The following is a 23,800-nucleotide window of genomic DNA, read 5'->3' as shown; positions in this document are numbered from 1 at the left end:
CCTTTAAAAAAAGAGAGACCCTTCGACAGGCTCAGGGCGAACGGTTTTAGGAGGATGCGTTGCGCTATAGGCTTCTCGACTTCGCTCGAAGCGAACGGATGTGGTGGGCGGTTCGGGGTGGTGGTGGCGTTTTCGGCAAGCGGGATGGGTGCGTAGCGCGCGGTGGCTTGGCCGCTATGGCCTGACAGAGCGGACCGGTTGCGCAGGGGCGCCATCGCTCTCCCCCTCAGCCCTGGGTCTGGCCGAACGGGCCTCGGCGTGGCGCGGCGGGTGGCGCTGGTGGGGTGGGGGTGTCGCCTAGCGCTTCCTTGGCGAGCTGGCCGATGCCGCCGAGCGTGCCGATGAGCTGGGTCGCCTCGACCGGGAAGAGGATGGTCTTGGCATTGGGCGAGGTGGCGAATTGCTGCACCGCGTCGGTATATTTCTGGGCGATGAAGTAATTGAGCGCCTGCGGATTGCCCGCGGCGATCGCGTCCGACACCATCTGCGTCGCCTTGGCTTCGGCTTCCGCCTCGCGTTCGCGCGCCTCGGCATCGCGGAAGGCGGCTTCGCGGCGGCCTTCGGCTTCCAGGATCTGCGACTGTTTCTGGCCCTCGGCGCGCAGGATCTCGCTGCTTTTCAGGCCCTCGGCCTCCAGGATGTTGGCGCGCTTCTCGCGCTCCGCCTTCATCTGCCGGCCCATGGCGTTGACGATGTCGGCGGGCGGGCGGATGTCCTTGAGCTCGACGCGGGTGATCTTGATGCCCCAGGCGTTGGTGGCATGATCGACCACGGAGAGGAGGCGGGCGTTGATCTCGTCGCGCTTCGACAGGGTCTCGTCGAGGTCCATCGAGCCCATCACGGTGCGCAAATTGGTGGTGGCGAGCTGCATGATGGCGACATAGAGTTCGGACACTTCATAGGCGGCCTTGGCGGCGTCGAGCACCTGGAAGAAGACCACACCGTCGACCGACACCATGGCATTGTCCTTGGTGATGATTTCCTGCCCCGGAATGTCGACGACCTGCTCCATCATGTTGATCTTGCGACCGACGGCGTAGAAGAAGGCGGGATAGAAATTGAGGCCGGGCTTCGCCACCTCGGTAAAGCGGCCGAAACGCTCGATGGTATATTGATAGCCCTGCCGCACCACCTTGACGCTGACCGCCAGGTAGAAGAGCACCAGAAACGTGACCGTGAGTGCGAAGGTCGTCACCATATGTCCTCCCCAATGTGGGAGCGCACTATGGCGGCTATTCGTTAACGGGAAAAGGCAAAGTGATGGAGAGACATAAGATGCAGTTGCGCCACGCCCGATCCCTGCTGTTCCTGCCCGCGTCCAACCCGCGCGCGGTGGCCAAGGCACGCACGCTGCCGTGCGACATGGTGATCCTCGACCTGGAGGATGCGGTGCCCGACGCGGACAAGGCGGCGGCGCTGGACGCGGCGGTGGAGGCCGTGGGCGAGGGCTTTGGCGGGCGGCTGATGGCGGTGCGGATCAATGTCGAGGGGATGCCGTCGCATGGCCCCGAGATGGTGGCATTGAAGCGCACCGCGGTCGACTATGTGGTGCTGCCCAAGGTCGAGAATGCCAAGCAGGTGAAGGATGTCTATTCCGTCGCGCAGAAGCCGGTGATCGCGATGATCGAGAGCGCGAAGGGCGTGCTGGCGGCGCCGGGAATCGCGGCGGGCGAGGGCTGCGCGGCGCTGTTCGTGGGCACCAATGATTTGCGCAAGGATCTGGCCATTCCGCCCTCGGCCGGGCGGGCGGGGCTGGTCCATGTGCTGCAGAGCGTGGTGCTGGCGGCGCGGGCGGCGGGGATCGCGGTGTTCGACGGGGTGTTCAACCGGCTGGATGACGAGGCGGGGCTGGAGGCGGAATGCGCCGAGGGGCATGGCTTCGGCTTTGACGGCAAGACGCTGATCCACCCCGGACAGGTGCCGGTGGCGAACCAGGCGTTCGGCCCGGACGCGCAGGCGGTGGCGGATGCGCGCCGGCTGATCGAGGCGGCGACCGGCGGGGCCGAGCGCTTCGAGGGGCGGATGATCGAGGCGATGCATGTCGACGAGGCGCGGGCGCTGGTGGCGCGGGCGGAGGCGGTCGGGCAATAGCGAAAGGCGACAAGGCATGGCGGTACGGTTCGACAAGGTTGCGATCATCGGGACCGGTCATGTCGGTGCCACGGCCGCCTATGCGATGATGCTGCGCGGGCTGTTCACGCAGATATTGCTGATCGATGCGGACGGGCCGCGCGCGCAGGCCGAGGCGCTGGACATTGCCGACGCCAATGCGCTGGCGCGGCCGGCCCATGTCCTGCGCGGCGACTATCGGGATGCGGGCGACGCGGCGATCGTCGTCATCACGGCCGGCGCGACCACCCATGGCGAGGAAAGCCGGCTGTCAGTCGCCGGACGCAGCGCCGCCATCGTGGCGGACTGTGCGCGGCGGGTGGTGGAAGCAGGCTTTGGCGGGGTGATGATCGTCGCGTCCAACCCGGTCGACGCGATGGCGCAGGTGGCGCAGCGCGCGTCGGGGCTGCCGGTGGGGCAGGTGATCGGCACGGGGACGCTGCTCGACAGTGCGCGCTTTCGCCGGCGGCTGGCCGACCGGCTGGGGGTGGCGCCGGTGTCGGTCGAGGGACAGGTGCTGGGCGAACATGGCGACAGCGAGGTGGCGGTCTTTTCGGGCGTGCGGATCGGCGGGGTGACACTGGACCAGTTTCGCGGCGGCGCGGTGCTGGACCGGGCGGAACTGGCGCATGAGACGATGCGGGCGGGCTATGCGATCAACTATGGCAAGGGCCATACAAGCTATGGCGTGGCGACGGCGATCGTGCGGCTGTGCGAGGCGGTGCGGCGCGACGAGCAGGTGGTGCTGCCGGTGTCGACCCTGGCCCATGGAGAATGCGGCGTGGCGGGCGTCTATCTGAGCCTGCCCTGCGTGATCGGGGCGCTGGGGGTGAGCCGGGTGCTGGCGCCGGACCTGGATGCGGAGGAACGGGCGGCGCTGCGGGCGTCGGCAGCGGTGTTGCAGGGCATCATGGACGGGCTGGAATCCCATTGAAAATCGCCGGCGATCATCCCTCCGGCAGGTCCACCCTGGGCAGCAGTTCCGCCTCCAGGGCGGGATAGAGGTGGGCGACGCTGCGTTGCAGCTCGTAGCGGGCGGCGGCGATGGTGGCGAAGCGGGCGGGGATGGGGAGAGTGCCGGCCTCCACCATGTCGAGTCCTGACTGCACGGCGGCGCGCAGCGTCATGTCGAGCCAGTCGAGCCAGTCGCGGGTCTGGGCGATGGCGCGGGTGCCGGCGGGATCGAACGGGCCATGGCCGGGGATCGCCGCCTTGTGCGGCAGCTTTGCGAGCGCATCCAGGCTTTCGCGCCAGCGGCCAAGGTTCGCGGTCGGGGTGCTGGGCGCGCGGTCGAGGAAGAGCAGGTCGCCTGCGACCAGCGTGCCGGTGCGTTCGTCCAATAAGGCGAGATCGGCATTGCTGTGGCCGGCGAGCGGCAGTAGTTGCAGGCGGCGGCCGCCGAAATCCTCCGCCGGCTGGTCGATCCGCCGCCCCGGCAGGGCGAGGTCGGTGCCGTGCATCCAGTCGCCCAGCAGGCGATAGAGCGCATCGGAAAAGCCGCGTCCGTCCCGTTCCATGTCGGTGATGGTGCCGGGCAGGGCGGCGACGGTGGCGGGATCGAAGGCGGCGATGCCCATGCCATGGTCGGGATGGAGATGGGTGACATAGACCCGTATGACCGGCTGGCCGGTCAGCGTCTCCGCCACTTTCCTGAGCATGTGGCCATAGCGGATCGACGGGCCGGCATCGACCAGCAATGTGCCGGCCGGGGTGGCGATGATCGTAATATTGGCGATCGCGCCGCCATTGGCGAAGAGCATCGGTTCGTCGGCGCCATGGATCATCCACAGGCCATCGGCGACCGGCTGCGGATCGATGCGATACTCGTCCGTCGCGGCGCCGGCCAGCAGCGGGAGGGCGCCGGTCATGCCGGCCAGCGCCTGTCGGCGGCTGAGCATCATCGGCCGGTCGCGCCGGTGGCAGCGGGCAGGGGCGATTGGCGAGCGACCGTCACCTTGGCGAGATAGGCGCGGCCATTGGTGTCGCGCGCGGCGATGGAGAGCGTGTCGCCGGGATGGGCGCGGGGCATCAGCGTGATGGCGGGGTCTTCGGCGACGGCGGCCCATATCTCCATCTGACCGAGCAGCCGGCCGTCAGGGCCGGTCACGCGCATCTGTTCGATATGATAGGTCGGGATATTGGCGACGAAGCCGGTGTCCATCGGATGGCGGAAGGTGACGCGCAGCCGACTGGCGCCGTCGGCCATCGGCCAGGCTTCGCCCCGCATTTCGCCCAGATGCTGGGCCCAGTCGCCCTTCACCCGGCTGACCGGCGGGGCCGAACAGCCGCCGCCCGCCGCATCGACCCAGCCGCCGCTGACCAGCCATTGGCCGTCCGCCAGTTGCACCGCGCCGCGCACCGGGGTGCGCTGGTCGAGCTTGATGCGGGTGGCGACATAGGGCTGCGCGCCGGCGGGGCGATAGTCGATGGCGATCGGGATGGGATTGAGATCGGCCAGGATCAGCATGCGCCTGACCGGACCGAGGCCGCGCGCGTCGAGCGCGACCGGGAAGCTGCGCTGATTTTCCGCGATTTCGGGATAGCTGACCTTCACGCGCGGATCGAAGCGGACCGGATCGTCGCCGAAGATGGTCTGCGCATGGGCGGTCCACATCGGCGAGTGCAGCGGATCGGCGGGATAGGGCGCGCGGGCAGGCGCGATGCTGCCGGCTGCCAGCAGGCAGGACATGGCCATGGCTGTCAGGGTCTTGCGCCTGTTCATCCTCTTCTCCCAAAGTCCATGCCTAGCGCCGGGAAAAACCGGCTACCATTGCACCTTGGGTCGTGGAGCCTGGGAGGGATGGGGATGCGGGCGAGGATAGGGCTGATGGCGGTGCTGCTGCTGGTGCCTGGCGTGACGCAGGCGCAGGAGGCGGGGCTGTTCGATGCGGAGGGCTATCGCATCGCTCATTATCGCAGTCCCGTGCATCGCCCGCCCGAGGGCGTGGGCCGGATCGCGCCGGCCGCGATCGCCGGGCTGCGGCCGGATGTCGACATGATCCTGATCGACGTGCTGCCGGCCGAGGGCGGCCATCGCGAGGCGGACGGACGCTGGCAACTGGCGCAGCCGCATGAGAGCATTCCCGGTGCCCACTGGTTTCCCGAAAGCGGGCGGGGCGCGCCGATGCCGGATATCGCCGACTGGTTCGCGCGCGGGGTTGCGCGGCTGACCGGGGGGAAGCGCGACCGGATGATCGTCACCTTCTGCCGCGCGGATTGCTGGATGGGCTGGAATGCGGCGCGACGGCTGCGGGCGATGGGCTATCGCAATATCTGGTGGCTGGCCGAGGGAACGGACGGCTGGCGCGATCTGGGACGCGACCTGACGCCCGTCCAACCCGCGCGCCGATAGGACCAAAGGTCAATTGTCTGGCCCCCGTTTTTGGGCATGTTGCACGCTAACGGGGTAGTTCAAACCATTGATTTTCGGGAGAGAGTAAATGCTTCATCGTTCGGCGCTGGCGATCATCGGCGGCCTGGCCATGGCCAGTGCGATGCCGGCCGCGGCCAAGGATATCACCGTCCATATGAAGAACAAGGGCGCCGATGGCGCGATGGTGTTCGAGCCGTCCTTCGTGAAGGCGGCGCCGGGCGACGTGATCCATTTCCAGCCGACCGACCCCAGCCATAATGCCGAGACCATCTCCACCATGTTGCCGGCCGGCGCGACCCCGATGAAGGGCGCGATGAACAAGGAAGCGGTGCTGACCGTCAGCAAGCCGGGCCTCTATGGCATCAAGTGCATGCCCCATTATTCGATGGGCATGGTGGCGCTGGTGCAGGTGGGCAAGCCGACGGCGGCCGATGTGACGGCGGCCAAGGCGGTCAAGCTGCCGCCCTTCGCCGCCAAGCGGATGAATGCGGCGCTCGCCCAGGTGAAATAGGCGCGGGCCAGTCCCGCGAACAGGCAGGCCGGTCATCCACCAGGATAGCCGGCCTGTTTCCTGTCATTCGTAGCGCAGCGCGTGGATCGGGTTGGTGCGCGCGACGCGGAAGCTGTGCGCGCCGATCGTGAGGATCGCGATCAGCAGCGCCAGCCCGCCTGCCAGCAGGAAGGGCAGGGGCGTCAGCGCGATGCGGGAGTCAAAGCCGTTGAGCCAGTCGCGCATCACCCACCAGGCGACCGGCCAGGCGATCAGGTTGGCGATCAGCACCGGGCGGGTGAACTGCCAGACCAGCAGTTGCACGATCTTGCCCGTGCTGGCGCCCAGCACCTTGCGGATGCCGATTTCCTTGGTCCGGCGCTGCGCGGTGAAGGCGGACAGGCCGAACAGGCCGAGGCAGCCGACGATCACCGCCAGCAGGGCGAAGGCGGCGAAGGCCTGGGCCCGTGCTTCCTCGGCATGATAGACTTCGCGCACGATGTCGTCGCTGAAGCGGGCGGTGAAGGGCACTTCGGGAGCGAGCCGCTTCCACACGCTTTCGATCCGCGCCAGCACCGTCGCCGGATTGCCATGATAGCGGATCAGCATTTCGTTATGATTGTCGCGATCGAAGAGGAAGAAGATCGGGTCCATCGGATCGCGGATCGAGCGGAAGCGCGAATCCTGGACGACGCCGATGATGGTGATGGGCACGCTGCCGCCAAATTCGTCGCGCACCAGGCCGCCACGGACCTGCTTGCCGATCGCATCCTGCGGTGAGGTAAAGCCCAGCCGCTTGACCGCCAGTTCGTTGACCACGGTATTGGCGCCGCGCGCGGCAAAGGCCCGCTCGGCCTCCGGGACTTCCGGGAAGGGACGGGTGATGTCGTCGATCGGCCGGTTGATGTCGAAGCTCCGCCCGGCGAGCAGCTTGATGCCCATCGTGTCGAAGAATTTGGTGTCGACCTGATAGATGCCCATGCTGATCGGCTCTTCACGGCCGGGCACCAGGATGCCGCTGTTGGTGTTGTTGGTGGTGCTGATGCCGATATTGGTGCGGCCGACCGAGGTCACGCCGTCGACCTTCTCGATTTCCCGCACCATCGTGTCGAGCACCGGATCAAGCTGGCGGCGGCTGATGCCGGAAATCTGGATCAGCCCCTCGCGCTTGTAGCCGGGATCGGAATTGCGGGCGTAGAGGGTCTGGGCATAGACCACCGCGGTGCAGATGATGAGGCCGATCGACACCGCGAACTGGGCGACGACCAGCGCACTGCGCAGCCGGCCCGATCCTTCCGCATCGGCCGCCGACTTGTTGGCCTTGAGCACGCGGGCGGGCTGGAAGCGGGACAGGTAGAAGGCGGGATAGGCGCCGCCGGCCACGCCCACAAGAAGCACCAGGCCGATGATCGGCAGGATGAGGCCGCCGCTGCCGAAATAATGGAGGCTGAGGTCCGCGTCGAGGAAGCGGCTGACCAGCGGCAGCAGCAATTCGGTCAGCGCCAGCGCGACCAGCATCGCCACCGCCGAGACCAGGATGGATTCGCCGATGAATTGCAGCACCAACTGGCGGCGATTGGCGCCCAGCACCTTGCGCAGGGCAACTTCCCGCGCGCGCTGGCTGGCGCGGGCGGTGGCGAGGTTGACGAAATTGACGCAGGCCATGCCGAGGATGAGCAGGGCGACGATGGCGAAGGTGACGATCGAGCCGCGATCATTGCCCGGCGTCATCGACCCGTTCTGAGCCCGACCAAGATGGACGTCGCGGACATTGACGAGGGCGAAGTTCATGTCGTCGCCCTGGTTGAAGCGGCGGCCGCCGAAAAACTGGTCGGGGATGTTGCGCTTTTCCCATTGCGGCAGCTGGGCATTGATCGCCTTGACGTCGGCGCCGGGCTTCAGCCGGACATAGATCCAGCCCGACTGCCAGCCATATTGGCTGAGGAAATCGGGCGTCTGCGCCCAGTAGCTGGGCGGATCATAGCGGGCGAGCATGGTGAGCTTGAGGTGCGAGGCCTTGGGCAGATCCTTGAGCACGCCATTGACGCGATAGTCGGTCGAGATGCCGCGCGAGATGAGCGTCAGCGTCTGGCCCATCGGGTCTTCGCTGCCGAAGCGGCGCTTCGCCTCGCTGTCGGTCAGCACCATGTCGCCGGGCTTTGCGAGCGCGGTACGCGGATCGCCCTTCACCAGCGGCAGGTCGAGCACATCGAACACCGGGCCGTCGACGAATTTCATGTCGTCGACTTCGGTCGCGACGCCGTTGCGCAGCACGACCGGCCCCGCCGACAGCAGGTGGACGGCCGCCGCGATCTGCGGAAAATCCTTCCGCAGCGCCGCCTGCGCGACATAGGGCGCCATCTGGAGATTATTTTCGCGGCCGCCATGCGGATCGGTATAATAGGTCTGGAACTGGAAGGTCCGGTCCGCCTGCGGCATCCAGGCGTCGAAGGTCAGTTCATTGCGGACGAACAGCAGGATGATGAGGCAGGCCGCCATGCCGGTCGCCAGCCCCAATATGTTGATCGCCGCATAGGTGCGGCTCTTGAGCAGCGACCGCAGGCCCACCGTCAGATAATTGCGCCACATGGGAAGTCTCTCCGTCTTGGGCTGTCAGGCAGCGCGGCGCCGTTCCTGCAGGATACGGCCGTCCAGCATATGGACGACGCGGCTGGCATAATCGGCATGGGCGGGCGAATGGGTGACCATGACGATGGTCGATCCTTCGGCGTTGAGCGTCTGGAGCATCTTCATCACCTCCTCGCCATGGCTGGTGTCGAGATTGCCGGTCGGTTCGTCGGCCAGGATCAGGCGCGGTTCGGACACCAGCGCGCGGGCGACGGCAACGCGCTGCTGCTGGCCGCCCGACAGCTGGCTGGGCCGGTGGCGGGCACGATGGGCGATGCCGACCCGGTCCATCACCGCCTCGACCTTCGCCTTGCGCTCGGCGGCGGGCATGGCGTGATAGAGCAGGGCGAGCTCGATATTCTCGGCCACGCTCAGCTCGTCGATCAGGTTGAAGCTCTGGAAGATGAAGCCCAGATGCGTCTTGCGGATGCCCGCCAGCCTGGGTTCGGGCAGGCCCGCAATCTCGGTGTCGCCAAAGCGGTAGGAGCCGCTCGACGGGCTGTCGAGCATGCCGATCATGTTCAGCAGGGTCGACTTGCCGCAGCCCGACGGGCCCATGATCGCGACAAATTCGCCCTGGAAGATGTCGAGGTCGATCGCGTCGAGCGCGGTGGTTTCGACCATGTCGGTGCGATAGACGCGGCTGAGTTCACGCAGGCTGAGCAACGCTTGGGTCATGTCTTTGCCTTTCACTTCTTTTCGAGGACCAGCCGATCCTTGTCGGCAAACCCGGTATAGGGGGATGTGAGCACCTGCTCGCCGGGCTCCAGCCCGTCGAGAATCTCGATATAGTCGGCGTTGCGCCGGCCGAGGCGCACGGCGCGCTTCACCGCCTCGCCGCCGTCGGGCGTCACCACGAACACCCAGCTACCGCCGGTATCATTGTAGAAGCTGCCATTGGGGATGAGCCGCGCGCGCACCGGATCGCCCAGGGTCAGCTTGGCCTGGAGCGTCTGGCCGCGCTGGATCTGGGGCGGTTCGCCGTCGAGGAACTGCAGGTCGATCTCGAACTGGCCGTTGCGCACGGTCGGATAGATTTTCGCGACCTTCATCCGGTAGCTCTTGCCGTTCCAGTCGACCGTCGCGGTCTGGCCGAGCTGGACGCGGGGCAGGTAGAATTCGTCGATCCCGGCGACCAGCTTGTTGCGGCCGGGGCTGTCGATCTGGCCCAGCCGCTCGCCGCGCGCCATCGACTGGCCGACCTGGATCGAGAAGGCGGAGACTGTTCCGGCGACCGGCGCGCGCAGGTTCAGCGCTTCCAGGCTGGCGCGGGCGACGCCGAGGCTGGACTGGAGGGTTTCGGCCGAGGCGCGCAGCTGGGCGAGCTGGCTGGTCTGGAGCCGCTCGTCGGTCTGCTGGGTGCGGGCGAGGACGGCCCGCCGGTCGCGCTGATAGGTAAGGTCGTCGCGCGTGTCGGCAAAGGTCCGGCCGGCGACGAAGCCGCGCGCGGCCAGCGGTGCTTCCCGCTCATATTGGCGCTGCGCCTTCTTGAGGTCGAGATCGGCCTCCAGCATGGCGCGGTTGTTGGTGAGCCGGTTCTGCGACAGCGCCAGTTCCTGGCTGCGCATGGAATTGAGCTGCTGTGTCACTTCGGTCTGGCGGGCGAGGACCGACAGTTGCAGTTCGGCGTTGGACAGGCGGGCGAGCAACTGGCCCTTCTGGACAGTGGCGCCATCCTCGACCAGCACCTCCTCGACCCGGCCGCCCTCGATCGCGTCGAGATAGACGGTGATGAGCGGGGTGACGCGGGCGCGGAGCGGCAGGAAATCGTCGAACCGGCCCTGGCTGACGGTGGAGACGACGATGCGGTCGGCCGGCAGGGTCTGGCTGTTGCTGCTGGGCATATAATACCAGGCGGTGCCGAGCAGCGCGATCGCGCCGGCGGCGCCCAGTGCGATCTTTGCGCGCAGCGGCAGGGTCTTGCGCGCCACCACCCGGTCCATCGCGCCGCCGCTGGTGGGCGCGGCGGCCCGCGGCGTTTCGCTGGGCATGCTGACGACGCTCATGCGCGGCGGCTCCACTGTCCGATTCCGAACATTGCTTGTCCGATAGCGAACATCAGGCGAGGAAGGGCTTGCAGCCGGTGCCGGCGCGGGCGGGGCAGCGGAGATGCCCGGCCTCGGCCGCCATCTGGCGCGGCGCTTCGCAGCCGAACGGCCGGGAAGCGGCCTGCGGCGCCGCCATTACCAGCAGGGTGGCGGCGATGCCGAGCAGGATCGAAAGCGGTTTTGACAGCAAGGAGCCGGGCCGGCGATACATTGTCAGTCTCCATCTGGACATGGGCGCGCACGCCCTTTGCCCGATGCTTCGCAAGCGGCGTGCCAGTTGCCTTTTTGCGAGCATATGCGGGCCGTGACGGGTCTGGCACGGATATTGATTGCACGGTTCCGGACAGGCGCTGTACGGGAGCGAACGGATGACAGAGGGGCGGATGACACAGGAGAAGCCATTCGAGCTGTGCGTCGTCATCGATGATGATGACGACATATTGCTGGCCGCGCGCCTGTTGCTGCGCGCGATCTTTGGCGAAGTGCTGACCTTCCGCGACCCCGAATCCGCCTTTGCCGCGACCGCCGGTCTGACCCCCGAAGCATTCCTGCTCGACGCCAATTTCTCGCGCGGGGCGACCAATGCGGCGGAAGGGTTCGAATGGCTGGGCCGTTTCCTGGCGCGCGATCCGCAAGCCGTGATCGTGATGATTACCGCCCATGCCGGGGTGCAGGTCGCGATCGAGGCGATGAAGCGCGGGGCCACCGACTTCGTGACCAAGCCCTGGTCGAACGAGCGGCTGCTGGCGACGGTGCGCACGGCCGCAGCGCTGCGCGCGTCGCGCAAGGCAGTGGCGCAGAAGGACAAGGTGGCGATGATCGCGGCGGCGCCGGCGGGCGAAACGCCGCTGCTCGGCACGTCACCGGCGATGGCGCGGGTGCAGCAACTGATCGACCGTGCCGCGCCGACCGACGCCAATGTGCTGATCCTGGGCGAGAATGGCACGGGCAAGGAACTGGTCGCGCGCGAACTGCATCGCCGATCGCGGCGGGCCGAGCGGATCATGCTGCCGGTCGACCTGGGCGCGGTGGCCGAGAGCGTGATCGATTCCGAATTGTTCGGGCATGTGAAGGGCGCCTTCACCGATGCGCGGGCCGACCGGATCGGGCGGTTGCAGGCGGCCGATGGCGGCACCCTGTTCCTGGACGAGATCGGTAATCTGCCGCTGCACCTGCAGCCCAAGCTGCTGACCGCACTGGAGCAGCGCAAGGTGACGCCGGTGGGCGCCAACAAGCCGGTGCCGGTGGACATCAGGGTGATCGCCGCCACCAACCTGAGCGCCGGGCAGATCGCGGACGAGGGGCGGTTCCGCCAGGATCTGCTGTTCCGGCTCAATACGGTCGAGATAGTGCTGCCGCCGCTGCGCGAACGGCGCGAGGATATTCCCGCGCTGGTCGCCCATTATCATGCGCTCTATGCCCGCAAATATGCCCGGCCGGTCCATCCGATCGCGCCCGAGCTGATGGCGGCGCTGGTCGCCTATGACTGGCCGGGCAATGTCCGCGCGCTGCGCCATGCGATCGAACGGGCGGTGATCCTGGCCGGCGACGCGCCCTTTGGCATCGAGGATATCCCGCTGCGCAGCCATGGAAGTCCCGAGCCGGTCCGGATCGACCGGGCCGCCGTGGTGGAGGCGCCGCCACCACCCGACGACATGAATCTGGAACGGGTCGAGCGGCGGCTGGTCGAGACCGCGCTGATGAAGCATGGCTATAATATATCCAGCGCCGCCGCCGAGCTGGGCCTGACCCGCGCCTCCCTCTATCGCCGCATGGAAAAACATGGGCTTTGATCGGCGCTTCTCGATCGGCCTGGCGCTGCGGCTCATCATGGCGATGGCGTGCCTGGCGGCGCTCGCCTGGGCGTTGATGACGCCGGACCTTGGCGCCGTGCGCATCCTGTGCGCGATCGGGGCGGCAGTCAGCGCTATGGCGCTATGGCATCATGTGCGCCGCGCCAATTTCGAACTGGCCCGCTTTGTCGAGGCGATCGAGTTTGGCGACCTGCAGGCGCGCTTCGCCCGGCCGGGGTCGGACAGCGGCTTCGACCAGTTGGGCGCGGCGCTCGACCGCGGCATCCGCAAGCTGCGCGACGATCGGGTGCGCTTGCAGGAGGCGTCGCGCTTCTACGAGGCGCTGGCCGATGATGCGCCCGCCGCGCTGCTGACGATCGCGCCCGATGGCCGCATCGAGCCGGTGAACAAGGCAGCGCGCAAGCTGTTCAACCGCCATGCCGGGGTGCGGCCGGACGATTATGCCCCCTATGGCGGCCATTTCGCCGCGACGCTGACCGCGCTGGAGCCGGGGCGCAGTCAGACCATGTTGATCGAGACCGATATCGGGCCGCAGCGCGTGCTGATCCGCTGCGCCAGCCTGACCCGGCTGGGCGGGGCGACGCGGGTGATTGCGGTGCAGGTGATCCAGCAGGCCCTGAACGCGGTCGAGGTGGCGGCGCAGAGCGACCTTATCCGCGTGCTGACGCATGAGATCATGAATTCGATGACGCCGGTGACCTCGCTCGCCCGCACCGCGTCGGACCTGATGGCGCAGGCGGACGATGGCGGCGATCCGCTGATCGCCGATGCCCGTGCTGCCGTCGATTCGCTGGCCCGGCGCGCCGACGGGGTGATGCATTTCGTCGAAACCTATCGCACCATCACCCGCCCGCCGCTGGTCGATCGCCGGTTGTTCGCGGCGCGGCCCTTTGCCGACGAACTGGCCAAGCTGTTCGCGGCCGATGCCGATCGCGCGAGCGTGCATCTGGATGTGCGGGTCAGCCCGGCCGACCATCGCATCGATGCCGATCCCGACCTGTTGGCGCAGGTGGTCATCAACCTGCTGCGCAATGCAGCGGATGCAGCCGAATGCCATCGCGACCGGCCGGAAGTGTCGCTGAGCATCGCGGCGATCAGCGCCGGGCGCACCCGGATCGAGGTGGCGGACAATGGCCCCGGCGTGCCCGAGGCGCTGCGCCACGACATCTTCCTGCCCTTCTTCACCACCAAGAAGACCGGCAGCGGCATCGGCCTGAGCCTTGGTCGGCAGGTGCTGCTGGCGCATGACGGCACGATCGAGATCGACAGCGCGCCATCGGGCGGCGCGCTGTTCCGGCTGACGCTGTAGCGCGGCGGCCGGCCCCGGTCAGGGGCAGGGGTCGGGCAGGTCGCGATGCACCGCCTCGATCGCGGCGATGGCGTCGGCGCTGAGCGTCAGGTTGACGCTGTCGATGTCAGCCCTGAGCTGGTCCAGCGAGGTCGCGCCTATGATCGTCGCGGTGACGAATGGGCGGCTGTTGACATAGGCGAGTGCGAGCTGGGCGGGATCAAGGCCATGGGCATGGGCGATCGCGACATAGCGGGCGGCGGCCGGTGCCTGGCCGGGCAGGTCGTAGCGGACGAACTGGCGCGCGACGTCGCGGCGGGTGCCGGGCGCGATCACCCCGCCCAGATATTTGCCGGTCAGATTGCCGCCGGCGAGCGGCGAATAGGCGAGCAGGCCGACATCTTCACGCAGGGCAAATTCGGACAGGCCGATTTCGAACACGCGGTTAAGCAGATTATAGGCGTTCTGGATCGACGCGATGCGGGGCAGGCCCTGGTCCCGCGCCAGGCGCAGATATTCGCTGACGCCCCAAGGCGTTTCGTTCGACACGCCGACATGGCGGATCTTGCCCGCCTTCACCAGATCGGCAAGGGCATCGAGCGTTTCCTCGATCGGCACGGTGTCGGGCCGGTCGGCCAGAGCGGACAGGCCGCGCACGCCGAAGGAGGGGACGGGCCGGTCGGGCCAGTGGACCTGGTAGAGATCGATATAGTCGGTCTGCAACCGGCGCAGGCTGTCGTCGATTGCCTGTTCGATGTTCCGGCGATCGAGCCGGTCCGCCGTGCGGATGCCGCGCGAGGGATCGCGCGCGGGGCCGGCCACCTTGGTCGCCAGGATGATGTCGTCGCGCTTCTTTCGCCCGGCGATCCAGCTGCCGATATAGGCTTCGGTCAGGCCCTGGGTCTCGCGGCTGACCGGGGTGACCGGATACATTTCGGCGGTGTCGATGAAATTGACGCCCTGGCCGATCGCATAGTCGAGCTGGGCGTGCGCTTCGGCTTCGCTGTTTTGCGATCCCCAGGTCATGGTGCCAAGGCAGATCAGGCTGACCCAGAGGTCGGTGCGACCGAGCGTGCGATATTCCATATGTCATGGCCCTTTCGTGGCAAGCGACTGGTTTCTAGCCGTTTGTCGGGAAATGCAAAGCCATGGCGGGATCGGTTGAGAAACTATCATTGACAGCATCCGTCCGGCCGCAGACAGGAAACAGCTCGTCCATCGGTTAACCAAAGGCTCATCGGATCGCCCTAGGTTGCGACTCCTTCCCTGTTGGTGCGTTGATCGAGCATGTCTGACCTGTCTGATCTCATCCTGGACATGATTACCCGCTATGGCTGGTGGAGCGGGCCGATCATCGGCGTGCTGGCCTTTTTCGAATCGCTGGTGGTGATCGGGCTGTTCGTGCCGGCGATCGCCACGATGATTGCGGTCGGCGGGCTGATCGGGGCGGGGCTGGTCGATCCGGCGCCAGTGTTCGCCTGCGCCGTGTTCGGCGCGATCCTGGGCGACTGGGTATCCTATACGCTGGGGCGGTCGGTCGGGCCGGCCATCTATCGCCATCGCTGGCTGCGCGGGCATCGGCTGGCCTTTGCGCGGGCGCGGCTCTTCTTTCGCCGCTATGGCTTCATCTCGGTGCTGCTCGGCCGCTTCCTGGGGCCGGTCCGCTCGACCGTGCCGGTGGTCGCGGGCGTGGTGAAGATGCCGCATGGCCCGTTCCAGATCGCCAATATCCTGTCCGCCCTGCTGTGGGTGCCGGCGCTGCTGTTGCCCGGCTATCTGGCTGGCGGCCGGCTGACCCATTTCGATTTCGAGGCGGAGCATTTCGCGATGATGGCGCTGGGCCTGTGCCTGGTGCCGCTGCTGCTGGGGTGGCTGGCGATCCGTTTCTTCAACAAGCCGCGCCAGCGGCATCGCACCATGTCCGCACAGCGCGGCTGAAAGGTTGATGACAGGCTGCTTCGCTAATCGGCGGCGGCCCAATTCACACCCAATAGGCTGTTCGCTGCGGCGGTGATGTTCTTCACGTCGTTGCCTTGCGGGACGGCGAGAGGATTTATGAACGATATCTGGACTCACATAGTCGCCGATTTTTCCAATCTCGGCTCTCCATCCGCGCTGGCCGCCTTTGGCCAGGTGGTGCTGATCGACATCATGCTGGCGGCGGATAATGCGATCGTCGTCGGCGCGCTGGCCGCCGGCCTGCCGCCTGCATCGCGGCGCAAGGTGATCGCGATCGGCGTGATCGCCGCGCTGGTTCTGCGCATCGCCTTTGCCCTGCTGGTCACGCAGCTGATGCAGCTTGTCGGCCTGGTCTTTGCCGGCGGCCTGCTGCTGGTCTGGGTCGGCTGGAAGATGTGGCGCGAACTGCGCGCGCATGGCGAACCGGAAGATGCCGAGGATATTGCCGGCAAGGCTGCGCCCAAGGGCTTTGCCCAGGCGGCCTGGGCGGTCGCGATCGCCGACGTCAGCATGAGCCTGGACAATGTGCTAGCGGTGGCCGGCGCGGCGCGGGAGCATCCCGGCATCCTGGTGATCGGCCTTGTCCTGTCGGTGGCGCTGATGGGCGTGGCGGCGAACCTGCTGGCCCGCGTGATCGAACGCTATCGCGCGATCGCCTATTTCGGCCTGATCGTGATCCTCTATGTCGCCGGCAAGATGATCTATGAAGGGGCGATCGACCCGGCCACGGGCCTCATCACCCTGTTCTGAGAGCTGATTTGGAAAATGCGCGGAAGAGCGCATTTTCGATGCGGCACCGGCCCGCGCCCCCACCCGACCGCCCAGACATGGTACCCTGATGGGAGGTCGGGTGGGGGCGCGGGCCGGTGCGGATGCGCCAGAGGCGCATAAGAGAGCGCGGGGCCGGTCAGTCGGCCCCGCTCTTCCGCCCCATGGAAGCAAAGCCGAGCGGCGCGCAGATCAGCACCAGGATGACGCGGGTCAGATGGTGGATGACGACGACGCCCGGTTCCAGCGCCAGGCTGAGCGCGACCATGCTCATTTCGGCGAGACCGCCCGGCGAATAAGCGAGAGTCAGCAGTACCGGATCGACCCCGGCAAGCGTGCCGATCCCCGCCGCCCAGGCAAAGGTGACGGCCAGCAGGATCGCCGTCGACCCCGCCGCCAGCGCCAGGATGCGCAGCAATTCCTTCAATGTCAGGCCGACGAAGCGGCAGCCCATGGTGGCGCCAAGGCCGACCTGTGCCGCGGCCAGCGCCCAGCCGGGAATGCGGAAATCGGCGAGGCCGCTCATATGCACGGCGGCGCTGACCGCCAGCGGCCCGACCAGATGCCAGGCGGGCAGGCGCAGCAGCCGGCCGATCAGCAGGCCCAGCAGCGCGCAGCCCAGCCCCCAGAAGAGCAGCGACCAGCTGGCGACATCGCCGGTCACCGGGGTGATGGCGCTGGCCGCGACCGGCGCATGGTCGAGCCGGATCAGGAAGGGCAGGATGAAGACGACGAGGAAGATGCGCGCGCCATGGATCAGGCCGATGGCGCGCTCGTCGGCGCCGCGCTCCGCCCCCATCACCACCATCTCGGCAATGCCGCCGGGCATGCCGGCGAAATAGGCGGTGGCAGGGTCGAACTTCGCGACCTTGCGGAAATAGGTGACGCACAGCAGCGCGGCGGTGGCGAGGAAGAAGGGCAGGGCGGCGAGCGGGATGATCCAGTCGCGCGCCTGTGGCAACAAATGCGGGCCAAAGCTGCTACCCAGCACCACGCCGCCACCCGCCGCCATCGGGCGGCGGGTGGCGGCGGAAGCCTGAATCGGCAAACCGGCGACGCTGGCGACCGCGCAGGCCGCCATCGATCCGAGCACCCAGGGCAGTGGCGCATGGATCGACCAGAAAAGCGCGCCGCCGGCCGCCCCGACGGCAAGCGCCGCCAGGAAGCGGAGGAGTGTGTCCAATCCCCTAGGCGACAAAGGGGAAGGCCAGGGCGATCATGCCGACCAAAGTCATGACGATGCCGACCGCCGCGGCGGGCAGCAGGGTGAAGCGCTGATGATCGGCCAGGTCCACACCCGCCAGGCTGACCAGCAGATAGGTGGAGGGGACCAGCGGGCTGAGCAGGTGGACCGGCTGGCCCATCAGCGAGGCGCGGGCGATCGCCATCGGTTCGACGCCATAATGGGCGCCGGCTTCGGCGAGGATCGGCAGCATGCCGAAATAGAAGGCATCGTTGGAGATGAAGAAGGTGAAGGGCATGGAGAGCAGGGCGGTGATCGGCGCCATATAGGGGCCGAGCGCGGGCGGGATGACGCCGACGACTTCCTTGCTCATCGCCTCCACCATGCCGGTGCCGCCGAGGATGCCGGTGAAGATGCCGGCGGCGAAGATCAGCGACACGACCGACAGGACATTGCCGGCATGGGCGGCGATCCGTTCCTTCTGCTGGGCGACGCCGGGATAGTTGACGATCATGGCGATGGCGAAGGCGATCATCATCAGCACCGAGAGCGGCAGCACGCCCCAGACCAGCAGGACGAGCAGCGCCACCACCAGCAGGCCGTTGAACCAGCGCAGATGCGGCCGGCGCGCTTCGGGATATTGCGAGACGCCCAGGTCCGACGGGGCGACCGACTGGCGCGCCTGCACCTTGCCGAGGCGCCGGCGTTCCTTGATGCCGAACCAGAAGGCGAGGCCGAGCAGGAAGGCGAGGCCGGCGATCATGCCGGGGATGAGCGGCAGGAACAGGGTGGCCGGGTCCAGCTTCAGCGCGCTCGCGGCGCGGGCGGTCGGCCCGCCCCACGGGGTCAGGTTCATGATCCCGCTCGTCACCATCAGCAGGCAGACGAGATAGAGCCGGTTCATGTCGAACCTTTTGTAGAGGGGGAGCAGCGCGGCGATGGTGATGATGTAGGTGGTAGACCCGTCGCCGTCGAGGCTGACGATCGAGCAGAGCACCACGGTGCCCAGCAGGATCAGCAGCGGATCGCCATGCACGATCTTCACCAGCCGGGCGACCAGCGGGTCGAACAGGCCGGTGTCGGTCATGGTCGAGAAGAAGAGGATGGCGAACAGCAGCATGACGCCGGTCGGCGCCAGATTCTTGATGCCGTCGATCATCATGTCGCCAAGGCCGGCGGCCTGACCGGCGATCACGCCGAACAGCGAGGGGATGACGATCAGCGCGACCAGCGGCGTCATCCGCTTGGTCATGATCAGCGTCATGAAGGTGGCGACCATCAGGAAGCCGAGCAGGGCAAGATTCATCGCTGCGTCCTTGAGGGGGCTGGAGGAAGGAGGATCAGAAGGTCACGCCGACGCGGGCGCTGACGGTCTGGCCGTCATCGCCGCCCGTGTAGGTGCCGGCGCGGTTGTTGGTGTGCCACTGGATGCCGTTGAGCTGGATCCGGGTGAAGCTGTTGAGATACCAGTTGACGCCCAGCGTCGCGGCCCAGCCGTCGCCGCCCAGCACCAGGTCGGTATAATCGAGATTTTCGTAGCGGGCGGTCAGCTCGATCGCGCCGAGGCCGCCGTCGAGCACGGGGTCGAGCACATTGGGCTGGCCGAAGCTGCCGAGGCGCGGGTTGTAGGGCGGCAGTTCGCCGGTCAGGAACAGGCCGCTCGACAGGCTCCAGGCCTTGCTTTCGAAGCTGGGGCGTCCGCCGTCGAGCCGCGCGATGCGGCGACCGGCCTCACCCATCACCCAAAGGCCGCCGACATAGCCGCCCAGTTCCGCGCCATAGCCGGTGGTCGAGCGGCCGCCGAGCAGTTCGCCGGTGGTGACGCGGACCGCGCCGTTGAAGCGGCCGCCGATGACGGTGCTGCGGGTCAGCGTGGTCGCGGCGGACGACAGGGCTTCGTCGAAGAACCAGCCGCCGACATGGAGCAGCGAGCGATCGGTCCTGATCGGGTTCCAGTGCGCACGGCCGCTGAAGGTGCGGCTGTCATTGGTCGCCTGTTCGCCATCGACGCGGTCGCCGGTCACGCTGAGCGAGGCATGCCAGTTGGGACCGAACATGCGGCCCATGATGCCGATGCCGTAGAAGCCGCGCTGCGGGATGATGGCGGTCGACACCACGCCCCGTTCCAGGAAGGGGGTGGAGTCCGAACCGGTGCTGCCTTCGAAGGCGCGGTCGTTGAACAGGTGCCCCGCGCGCACGTCATAATCGACCTTGCTGCTGATCTTGTTGCGATAGCCCAGGAAGGCGGTGACGATGTCGACCTCATTCTCCGAAAAATCGCTTTCGAACTGGTAGAAGAAATGCGGGCCGACGCCGCCTTCCAGACCCAGGCGCAGCGCGCGCATGCCGGTCGTCGTGGTGTTGCGGCCGCCATATTTCGACCCCATGGTCGAGCTGACGTCGACCAGGATGCGACCGCGCGGCTTGTAGGTGAAGACGCCGTCGGCCGAGCGGAAGACGGGCAGGCCCGCGCCCCATTCGGTGGTGACGCCGGACGGATTGGCGGCGACCGCGCGGGCCTGGGCCACGTCGATATCGGCCGGGCCGGGGGGCACGATCTGCGGCGCGAAGGGGGCGATGACCAGCGGCTGGGCCGTGTCCTGCTGGGCCATTTGCGGCGCGGGCTGCGCAGCGGCGGGGGGCGTCGCGGCCTGGGCGGCGGCCTGTTGCCCCTCGATCTTGTCGAGCCGGGCCTTGAGCGCGGCGATCTCGGCCGCCTGGGCCTTTACCAGAGCGGCCAGGTCATCGGCGCTGGGCGTCTGGGCGAGGGCGGGCGTGGCGACGATCAGTGCCAGCGCGGCGCAACCGCCGCGCAACATCAGATGGGACATGCTTATCGGGCTCCGGAAATAAGGGCCGCCTGCCATTCGCGCAGGAAGCGCTGGCGCGTGAGGCGGTCGAGATTGACGAGAAGCTGCGGGCCGACGCGGATCGAGCGGGCCTGGGCAGCGGGCAGGCGGCGGCCGTTGATGTCGGTCCGCACCGGCCAGAGGCTATGTTGTGCGAGCAGCGATTGCCCTTCGCGCGAGAGGAGGAAGTCGAGGAACAGCTTGGCGGCGGCAGGGTGCCGCGCCTCGCGCGCGATGAAGGCGATGCGCGACATCACGATGGTATAATCTTCGGGAAAGACGACGCCGATGCGCGGGTCGCGGCGGGCGCGTTCCTGCGCGTAGGAGCCGATCACATTATAGGCGATCGAGAATTTGCCTTCGGCCACGCCGCGCAGCATCGGTTCGGTGGTGATGTGCAGTTGCGGCCGGGTCGCGGCCATCGCCTCCACCAGCGAACCGGTGTCGCGGGTGATGGCATAATCCTGCGTCAGATAGAGATAGCCGGTGTTCGACCGGGCGGGATCGAAGGTCGCGACCTTGCCGGTCAGCGTCTTGCTATCCTTGCGCAGCATCGCCTCCAGCGCGGCGTGGCTGCGTGGCGGATTGGCAATCGCCTTCTTGTTGTAGACATAGGCGATCGGCTCTGCGGTGACGCCAAAGCCCATATTCTTCCACACCGCATTGGCGGGCAGGGCGGGCTTTTCCGGGCTGGCATAGGCCTGGGCAAAGCCGTCGTTGATGAGCTTGACCTGCTGGTCCATCGCTGACGACCAGACCAGGTCGGCTGACATCCGGCCGCTGCGCGCCTCGGTCGAGAAGCGGCGGAACATCTCGTTCGACCCGAGGTCGGAATAGCTGACGGTGACGCCGGGATAGCGGCGCTGGAACGCCAGGATGACCGGTGCCATTTCCGACGTGTCGGCATTGGCATAGACGATGACCTGCCGTTCGGCACGGGCATCGCCGATCAGATCGTCATAGGAACGCGGATAGCCGGTTGGCCTTTGCGCTACCGCTGTCGCGCTGGTGACGGACAGGCTTGCCAGCGCCGCCACTATCTGAATAACCCTTCGCATCGACCCTGCTCCTCACATGTTCCGTTCTTCTGTCGGATTGGGAGAGGCAGTTACGAAGCCAAGCTGTCATCAACCTTTCAGCATCGGGTGCCCTATTCGGATTTTGATGATCGAGGATGACGCCGCACTGGCGCGCAGCATTGCAGCCCTGCTGCGGGCGGGCGGCCATGCGGTGGACCATGTCGCGACCGGCGAGGATGCGCTGGCGGTGGTGGGCGGGGAACCCTATGCACTGGTGATACTGGACGTGGGCCTGCCCGATATCGACGGCTTCACCGTATTGGCGGAATTGCGCCGGCGCGGCGAGAAAGTGCCGGTGCTGATGCTGACCGCACGCGATGCGCTGGACGACCGGGTGCGGGGGCTGGACCTGGGCGCCGACGATTATCTGCGCAAGCCCTTCGAGCCGCAGGAACTGGAAGCGCGGGTGCGGGCGCTGGGGCGGCGGCGCGGTGGCGATCCGACCCCGGAAATCACGGTCGGGCCGCTGACCATCAATCGATCGACCGGTGCCGCCGATGTCGCCGGACGGGCGCTGGACCTGCGCCGGCGTGAACTGGCGGTGCTCGAGTCGCTGGCGACCAGAGCCGGGCAGGTGGTGCCGCGCGAATTGCTGATCGGCGAGGTGTTCGGTTTTGACGAGCCGGTCGGCAGCAATGCGATCGAGGTGCATGTGACCCGGCTGCGCGGCAAGCTGGCGCCCGACGGGCCGGGCATCCGCACGGTGCGCGGCGTGGGCTATATGCTCGATGCCCAATGAGGGACGGCCATCGGGCGAGGGGCGGGCCATTGCCCTGCGCACCCGCCTGCTGGCGGCGATGCTGGGGCCGATGCTGGGCGCGGCGGCGATCATCGGCGTGGGCGGCGCGACGCTGATTTCCGACGTCGTCCGCCGGACCAACGACCGGGTGCTGGGCGGCGCGCTGGGCGCGATCGCCGAAACCGTGCAGGTGGAACGGGGCGAGGTGACGCTGGACCTGCCGCCCGCCGCCTTTGGCATGCTGGAGAATAGCGAGCGGGACAATGTCTATTACCGGATCGCGGTGGGCGGCACGCTGCTGACCGGCTATGCCGATCTGCCCGCGCCCGACCCGCGGACCATGCCGGTCGACCAGCCGCGGTTCCGCTTTGCCCGGTATCGCGGGCAGGACATCCGCATCGGCGAGGTGAAGCGCAGCCTGCCGCGGATCGCCGACCCGGTGATCGTGCAGGTGGCCGAGACGCTGGATAACCGGCGGGCGCTGATGCACCGGCTGATGATCGCGCTGCTGATCGGCGAACTGACGCTGGTGGGGGTGGCGATCCTGCTGCTGCGGCCGGCGCTGGGCTGGAGCCTGCGGCCGTTGCTGCGGCTGCGGCGCGCGGTCGAGGTGCGCGATGGCAGCGCGCGGCCGGATTTCTCGGCGCTGGATGCGGGGCCGTTGCCGAGCGAATTGCGGCCATTGGCGCGGGCGTTCAACCGGCTGCTGCGCCAGCTGGACCAGGCCACGGGGGGCGTGCGCCGCTTCACCGCCGATGCCTCGCACCAGATGCGCACGCCGATTTCGGTCCTGAAGGTGCAGATCGAGCTGGCGCGCCGGGGATCGCGCGAGGCGTTCGACGAGATTGCCGATGCGGCGCAGCGGCTGGAGCGGCTGGTGACGCAGTTGTTGGCGCTGGCGCGGGCCGAGGAAGCCGGGGCATCGCCGCCACTGGAGACGGTGGACCTGAAAGAGGTCAGCGCGGTGGTGGTCAACCGGCTGATCAACCAGGCGATCCAGGCGCAGGTCGAACTCAATCTGGAAGCGTCGGACGCGGAAAGCTATCGCGTCGAGGCGCATCGCACGCTGGTGTTCGAGATATTGGCCAATCTGGTCGACAATGGCATCCGCTATAACCGGTCCGGCGGCACGGTGACGATCGCGCTGGCGCAGGGCGAGGACGCGACCCTGATGACGGTCAGCGACGACGGCCCCGGCATTGCGGTGGAGCATCGCGACAAGGTGTTCGAACGCTTCTTTCGCGTGGGCGGCGCCAGCGCGCCGGAGGGGACGGGGCTGGGCCTTGCCATCGTCCAGTCCGCCGCGTCGCGCATGGGCGCGCAGGTGGAGATTGTCGAGGGCGGCGCGGGCACGCATATCCGCGTGCGCTTTCCGCGACGGGGGGAGGGTGGCGCGGTTTAGCGCGCTTCTGCCCACTTGTGCGCAGGCCGCCGCTTCGCGGAGCACCCACCGCCGGCTCCTCCCTGGAAGGG

At 67.5% G+C, this 23,800-nt stretch carries 22 protein-coding genes; 10 read left to right on the top strand and 12 right to left on the bottom strand.

Features of this window, described 5'->3' with window-relative positions:
• Nucleotides 1–226: 226 nt before the first annotated feature.
• Nucleotides 227–1,198, bottom strand: a complete 972-nt coding sequence (locus A0U87_RS18735) for an SPFH domain-containing protein (protein ID WP_017501387.1) — start codon at nucleotides 1,196–1,198, stop codon at nucleotides 227–229.
• 77 nt (nucleotides 1,199–1,275) lie between these two features.
• Here A0U87_RS18735 and A0U87_RS18730 point away from each other — a divergent pair, with 77 nt between their 5' ends.
• Together A0U87_RS18730 and A0U87_RS18725 are read left to right on the top strand one after the other, a co-directional pair.
• On the top strand, nucleotides 1,276–2,091 hold the full coding sequence (locus A0U87_RS18730; RefSeq protein ID WP_048937711.1) for a CoA ester lyase: 816 nt from the start codon (nucleotides 1,276–1,278) through the stop codon (nucleotides 2,089–2,091).
• A gap of 16 nt (nucleotides 2,092–2,107) precedes the next feature.
• Nucleotides 2,108–3,043 carry a lactate dehydrogenase gene (locus A0U87_RS18725; RefSeq protein WP_010335543.1) on the top strand — a complete coding sequence of 312 codons (936 nt, stop codon included), beginning with the start codon at nucleotides 2,108–2,110 and terminating at the stop codon, nucleotides 3,041–3,043.
• 13 nt (nucleotides 3,044–3,056) lie between these two features.
• Here A0U87_RS18725 and A0U87_RS18720 read toward each other — a convergent pair whose 3' ends face one another.
• Together A0U87_RS18720 and A0U87_RS18715 are read right to left on the bottom strand one after the other, a co-directional pair.
• Entirely contained in the window at nucleotides 3,057–4,010 is a 954-nt protein-coding gene (locus A0U87_RS18720) for a quinoprotein relay system zinc metallohydrolase 1 (RefSeq protein WP_048937710.1), read from the bottom strand.
• A complete protein-coding gene (locus A0U87_RS18715; protein WP_048937709.1) occupies nucleotides 4,007–4,831 on the bottom strand; it encodes a quinoprotein dehydrogenase-associated SoxYZ-like carrier in 825 nt (274 codons plus the stop codon). The genes A0U87_RS18720 and A0U87_RS18715 overlap by 4 nt, the downstream gene beginning before the upstream one ends.
• Before the next feature lie 84 nt (nucleotides 4,832–4,915).
• Here A0U87_RS18715 and A0U87_RS18710 point away from each other — a divergent pair, with 84 nt between their 5' ends.
• Together A0U87_RS18710 and A0U87_RS18705 are read left to right on the top strand one after the other, a co-directional pair.
• Entirely contained in the window at nucleotides 4,916–5,461 is a 546-nt protein-coding gene (locus tag A0U87_RS18710) for a rhodanese-like domain-containing protein (protein ID WP_048937708.1), read from the top strand.
• An 88-nt stretch (nucleotides 5,462–5,549) separates the two neighbouring features.
• Nucleotides 5,550–5,993, top strand: coding sequence for a pseudoazurin (locus A0U87_RS18705; RefSeq protein ID WP_017501382.1), 444 nt, complete (start codon nucleotides 5,550–5,552; stop codon nucleotides 5,991–5,993).
• Nucleotides 5,994–6,056: 63 nt separating this feature from the next.
• Here the strand turns inward: A0U87_RS18705 and A0U87_RS18700 are convergent, their stop codons facing one another.
• The 4 genes from A0U87_RS18700 to A0U87_RS18685 are packed head-to-tail and all read right to left on the bottom strand — an operon-like array spanning nucleotide 6,057 to nucleotide 10,859.
• Nucleotides 6,057–8,561 (bottom strand): FtsX-like permease family protein, encoded by a 2,505-nt coding sequence (locus tag A0U87_RS18700; RefSeq protein WP_048937707.1) that lies wholly within the window; start codon nucleotides 8,559–8,561, stop codon nucleotides 6,057–6,059.
• Between the two features lie 24 nt (nucleotides 8,562–8,585).
• Complete coding sequence (locus A0U87_RS18695) at nucleotides 8,586–9,278, bottom strand: ABC transporter ATP-binding protein (RefSeq protein ID WP_004208064.1); 693 nt, start codon at nucleotides 9,276–9,278, stop codon at nucleotides 8,586–8,588.
• Nucleotides 9,279–9,289: 11 nt separating this feature from the next.
• Entirely contained in the window at nucleotides 9,290–10,606 is a 1,317-nt protein-coding gene (locus A0U87_RS18690) for an efflux RND transporter periplasmic adaptor subunit (protein WP_048937706.1), read from the bottom strand.
• Nucleotides 10,607–10,658: 52 nt separating this feature from the next.
• A complete protein-coding gene (locus A0U87_RS18685; RefSeq protein ID WP_048937705.1) occupies nucleotides 10,659–10,859 on the bottom strand; it encodes a hypothetical protein in 201 nt (66 codons plus the stop codon).
• A 172-nt stretch (nucleotides 10,860–11,031) separates the two neighbouring features.
• Between A0U87_RS18685 and A0U87_RS18680 the strand changes: the two genes are divergently transcribed.
• Together A0U87_RS18680 and A0U87_RS18675 are read left to right on the top strand one after the other, a co-directional pair.
• Entirely contained in the window at nucleotides 11,032–12,441 is a 1,410-nt protein-coding gene (locus A0U87_RS18680) for a sigma-54 dependent transcriptional regulator (RefSeq protein WP_170978427.1), read from the top strand.
• Nucleotides 12,431–13,771 (top strand): HAMP domain-containing sensor histidine kinase, encoded by a 1,341-nt coding sequence (locus A0U87_RS18675; protein WP_137405876.1) that lies wholly within the window; start codon nucleotides 12,431–12,433, stop codon nucleotides 13,769–13,771. Before A0U87_RS18680 ends, A0U87_RS18675 begins: the two co-directional genes overlap by 11 nt.
• An 18-nt stretch (nucleotides 13,772–13,789) precedes the next feature.
• Here A0U87_RS18675 and A0U87_RS18670 read toward each other — a convergent pair whose 3' ends face one another.
• On the bottom strand, nucleotides 13,790–14,836 hold the full coding sequence (locus A0U87_RS18670) for an NADP(H)-dependent aldo-keto reductase (protein WP_010335553.1): 1,047 nt from the start codon (nucleotides 14,834–14,836) through the stop codon (nucleotides 13,790–13,792).
• Between the two features lie 201 nt (nucleotides 14,837–15,037).
• Here A0U87_RS18670 and A0U87_RS18665 point away from each other — a divergent pair, with 201 nt between their 5' ends.
• On the top strand, nucleotides 15,038–15,688 hold the full coding sequence (locus tag A0U87_RS18665) for a DedA family protein (RefSeq protein WP_004208058.1): 651 nt from the start codon (nucleotides 15,038–15,040) through the stop codon (nucleotides 15,686–15,688).
• Nucleotides 15,689–15,805: 117 nt separating this feature from the next.
• Nucleotides 15,806–16,459 (top strand): YjbE family putative metal transport protein, encoded by a 654-nt coding sequence (locus tag A0U87_RS18660; protein WP_048937702.1) that lies wholly within the window; start codon nucleotides 15,806–15,808, stop codon nucleotides 16,457–16,459.
• Nucleotides 16,460–16,616: 157 nt separating this feature from the next.
• On the opposite strand, the gene A0U87_RS18655 is transcribed toward A0U87_RS18660, so the two are convergent.
• The 4 genes from A0U87_RS18655 to A0U87_RS18640 are packed head-to-tail and all read right to left on the bottom strand — an operon-like array spanning nucleotide 16,617 to nucleotide 21,567.
• Nucleotides 16,617–17,660, bottom strand: a complete 1,044-nt coding sequence (locus A0U87_RS18655; RefSeq protein WP_137405875.1) for an AbrB family transcriptional regulator — start codon at nucleotides 17,658–17,660, stop codon at nucleotides 16,617–16,619.
• A gap of 4 nt (nucleotides 17,661–17,664) precedes the next feature.
• Nucleotides 17,665–18,966: a CitMHS family transporter gene (locus tag A0U87_RS18650; RefSeq protein WP_004208055.1), complete on the bottom strand. Its 1,302-nt coding sequence runs from the start codon at nucleotides 18,964–18,966 to the stop codon at nucleotides 17,665–17,667.
• 34 nt (nucleotides 18,967–19,000) lie between these two features.
• Nucleotides 19,001–20,491: a porin gene (locus tag A0U87_RS18645; protein ID WP_048937700.1), complete on the bottom strand. Its 1,491-nt coding sequence runs from the start codon at nucleotides 20,489–20,491 to the stop codon at nucleotides 19,001–19,003.
• Nucleotides 20,492–20,493: 2 nt separating this feature from the next.
• Entirely contained in the window at nucleotides 20,494–21,567 is a 1,074-nt protein-coding gene (locus tag A0U87_RS18640; protein ID WP_048937699.1) for an ABC transporter substrate-binding protein, read from the bottom strand.
• Between the two features lie 106 nt (nucleotides 21,568–21,673).
• On the opposite strand from A0U87_RS18640, the gene A0U87_RS18635 reads away from it, so the two are divergent.
• Both A0U87_RS18635 and A0U87_RS18630 read left to right on the top strand, forming a co-directional pair.
• Complete coding sequence (locus A0U87_RS18635) at nucleotides 21,674–22,327, top strand: response regulator transcription factor (protein WP_004208051.1); 654 nt, start codon at nucleotides 21,674–21,676, stop codon at nucleotides 22,325–22,327.
• On the top strand, nucleotides 22,317–23,729 hold the full coding sequence (locus tag A0U87_RS18630; RefSeq protein WP_048937698.1) for a sensor histidine kinase: 1,413 nt from the start codon (nucleotides 22,317–22,319) through the stop codon (nucleotides 23,727–23,729). Before A0U87_RS18635 ends, A0U87_RS18630 begins: the two co-directional genes overlap by 11 nt.
• Nucleotides 23,730–23,800: the final 71 nt, after the last annotated feature.

The organism is Sphingobium sp. MP9-4, assembly GCF_005281675.1.
GTDB lineage: Bacteria > Pseudomonadota > Alphaproteobacteria > Sphingomonadales > Sphingomonadaceae > Sphingobium > Sphingobium yanoikuyae.
The sequence above is the reverse complement of the archived record's forward strand: the minus strand, read 5'-3'. Positions and strand labels throughout refer to the sequence as shown.

What these genes read in the sequence shown, in the direction of transcription:
- A0U87_RS18735 (WP_017501387.1), bottom strand. Translation starts at nt 1,198, where the DNA reads ATGGTGACGACCTTCGCACTCACGGTCACGTTTCTGGTGCTCTTCTAC.
- A0U87_RS18730 (WP_048937711.1), top strand. Translation starts at nt 1,276, where the DNA reads ATGCAGTTGCGCCACGCCCGATCCCTGCTGTTCCTGCCCGCGTCCAAC.
- A0U87_RS18725 (WP_010335543.1), top strand. Translation starts at nt 2,108, where the DNA reads ATGGCGGTACGGTTCGACAAGGTTGCGATCATCGGGACCGGTCATGTC.
- A0U87_RS18720 (WP_048937710.1), bottom strand. Translation starts at nt 4,010, where the DNA reads ATGATGCTCAGCCGCCGACAGGCGCTGGCCGGCATGACCGGCGCCCTC.
- A0U87_RS18715 (WP_048937709.1), bottom strand. Translation starts at nt 4,831, where the DNA reads ATGAACAGGCGCAAGACCCTGACAGCCATGGCCATGTCCTGCCTGCTG.
- A0U87_RS18710 (WP_048937708.1), top strand. Translation starts at nt 4,916, where the DNA reads ATGCGGGCGAGGATAGGGCTGATGGCGGTGCTGCTGCTGGTGCCTGGC.
- A0U87_RS18705 (WP_017501382.1), top strand. Translation starts at nt 5,550, where the DNA reads ATGCTTCATCGTTCGGCGCTGGCGATCATCGGCGGCCTGGCCATGGCC.
- A0U87_RS18700 (WP_048937707.1), bottom strand. Translation starts at nt 8,561, where the DNA reads ATGTGGCGCAATTATCTGACGGTGGGCCTGCGGTCGCTGCTCAAGAGC.
- A0U87_RS18695 (WP_004208064.1), bottom strand. Translation starts at nt 9,278, where the DNA reads ATGACCCAAGCGTTGCTCAGCCTGCGTGAACTCAGCCGCGTCTATCGC.
- A0U87_RS18690 (WP_048937706.1), bottom strand. Translation starts at nt 10,606, where the DNA reads ATGAGCGTCGTCAGCATGCCCAGCGAAACGCCGCGGGCCGCCGCGCCC.
- A0U87_RS18685 (WP_048937705.1), bottom strand. Translation starts at nt 10,859, where the DNA reads ATGTATCGCCGGCCCGGCTCCTTGCTGTCAAAACCGCTTTCGATCCTG.
- A0U87_RS18680 (WP_170978427.1), top strand. Translation starts at nt 11,032, where the DNA reads ATGACACAGGAGAAGCCATTCGAGCTGTGCGTCGTCATCGATGATGAT.
- A0U87_RS18675 (WP_137405876.1), top strand. Translation starts at nt 12,431, where the DNA reads ATGGGCTTTGATCGGCGCTTCTCGATCGGCCTGGCGCTGCGGCTCATC.
- A0U87_RS18670 (WP_010335553.1), bottom strand. Translation starts at nt 14,836, where the DNA reads ATGGAATATCGCACGCTCGGTCGCACCGACCTCTGGGTCAGCCTGATC.
- A0U87_RS18665 (WP_004208058.1), top strand. Translation starts at nt 15,038, where the DNA reads ATGTCTGACCTGTCTGATCTCATCCTGGACATGATTACCCGCTATGGC.
- A0U87_RS18660 (WP_048937702.1), top strand. Translation starts at nt 15,806, where the DNA reads ATGAACGATATCTGGACTCACATAGTCGCCGATTTTTCCAATCTCGGC.
- A0U87_RS18650 (WP_004208055.1), bottom strand. Translation starts at nt 18,966, where the DNA reads ATGAATCTTGCCCTGCTCGGCTTCCTGATGGTCGCCACCTTCATGACG.
- A0U87_RS18645 (WP_048937700.1), bottom strand. Translation starts at nt 20,491, where the DNA reads ATGTCCCATCTGATGTTGCGCGGCGGTTGCGCCGCGCTGGCACTGATC.
- A0U87_RS18640 (WP_048937699.1), bottom strand. Translation starts at nt 21,567, where the DNA reads ATGCGAAGGGTTATTCAGATAGTGGCGGCGCTGGCAAGCCTGTCCGTC.
- A0U87_RS18635 (WP_004208051.1), top strand. Translation starts at nt 21,674, where the DNA reads ATGATCGAGGATGACGCCGCACTGGCGCGCAGCATTGCAGCCCTGCTG.
- A0U87_RS18630 (WP_048937698.1), top strand. Translation starts at nt 22,317, where the DNA reads ATGCCCAATGAGGGACGGCCATCGGGCGAGGGGCGGGCCATTGCCCTG.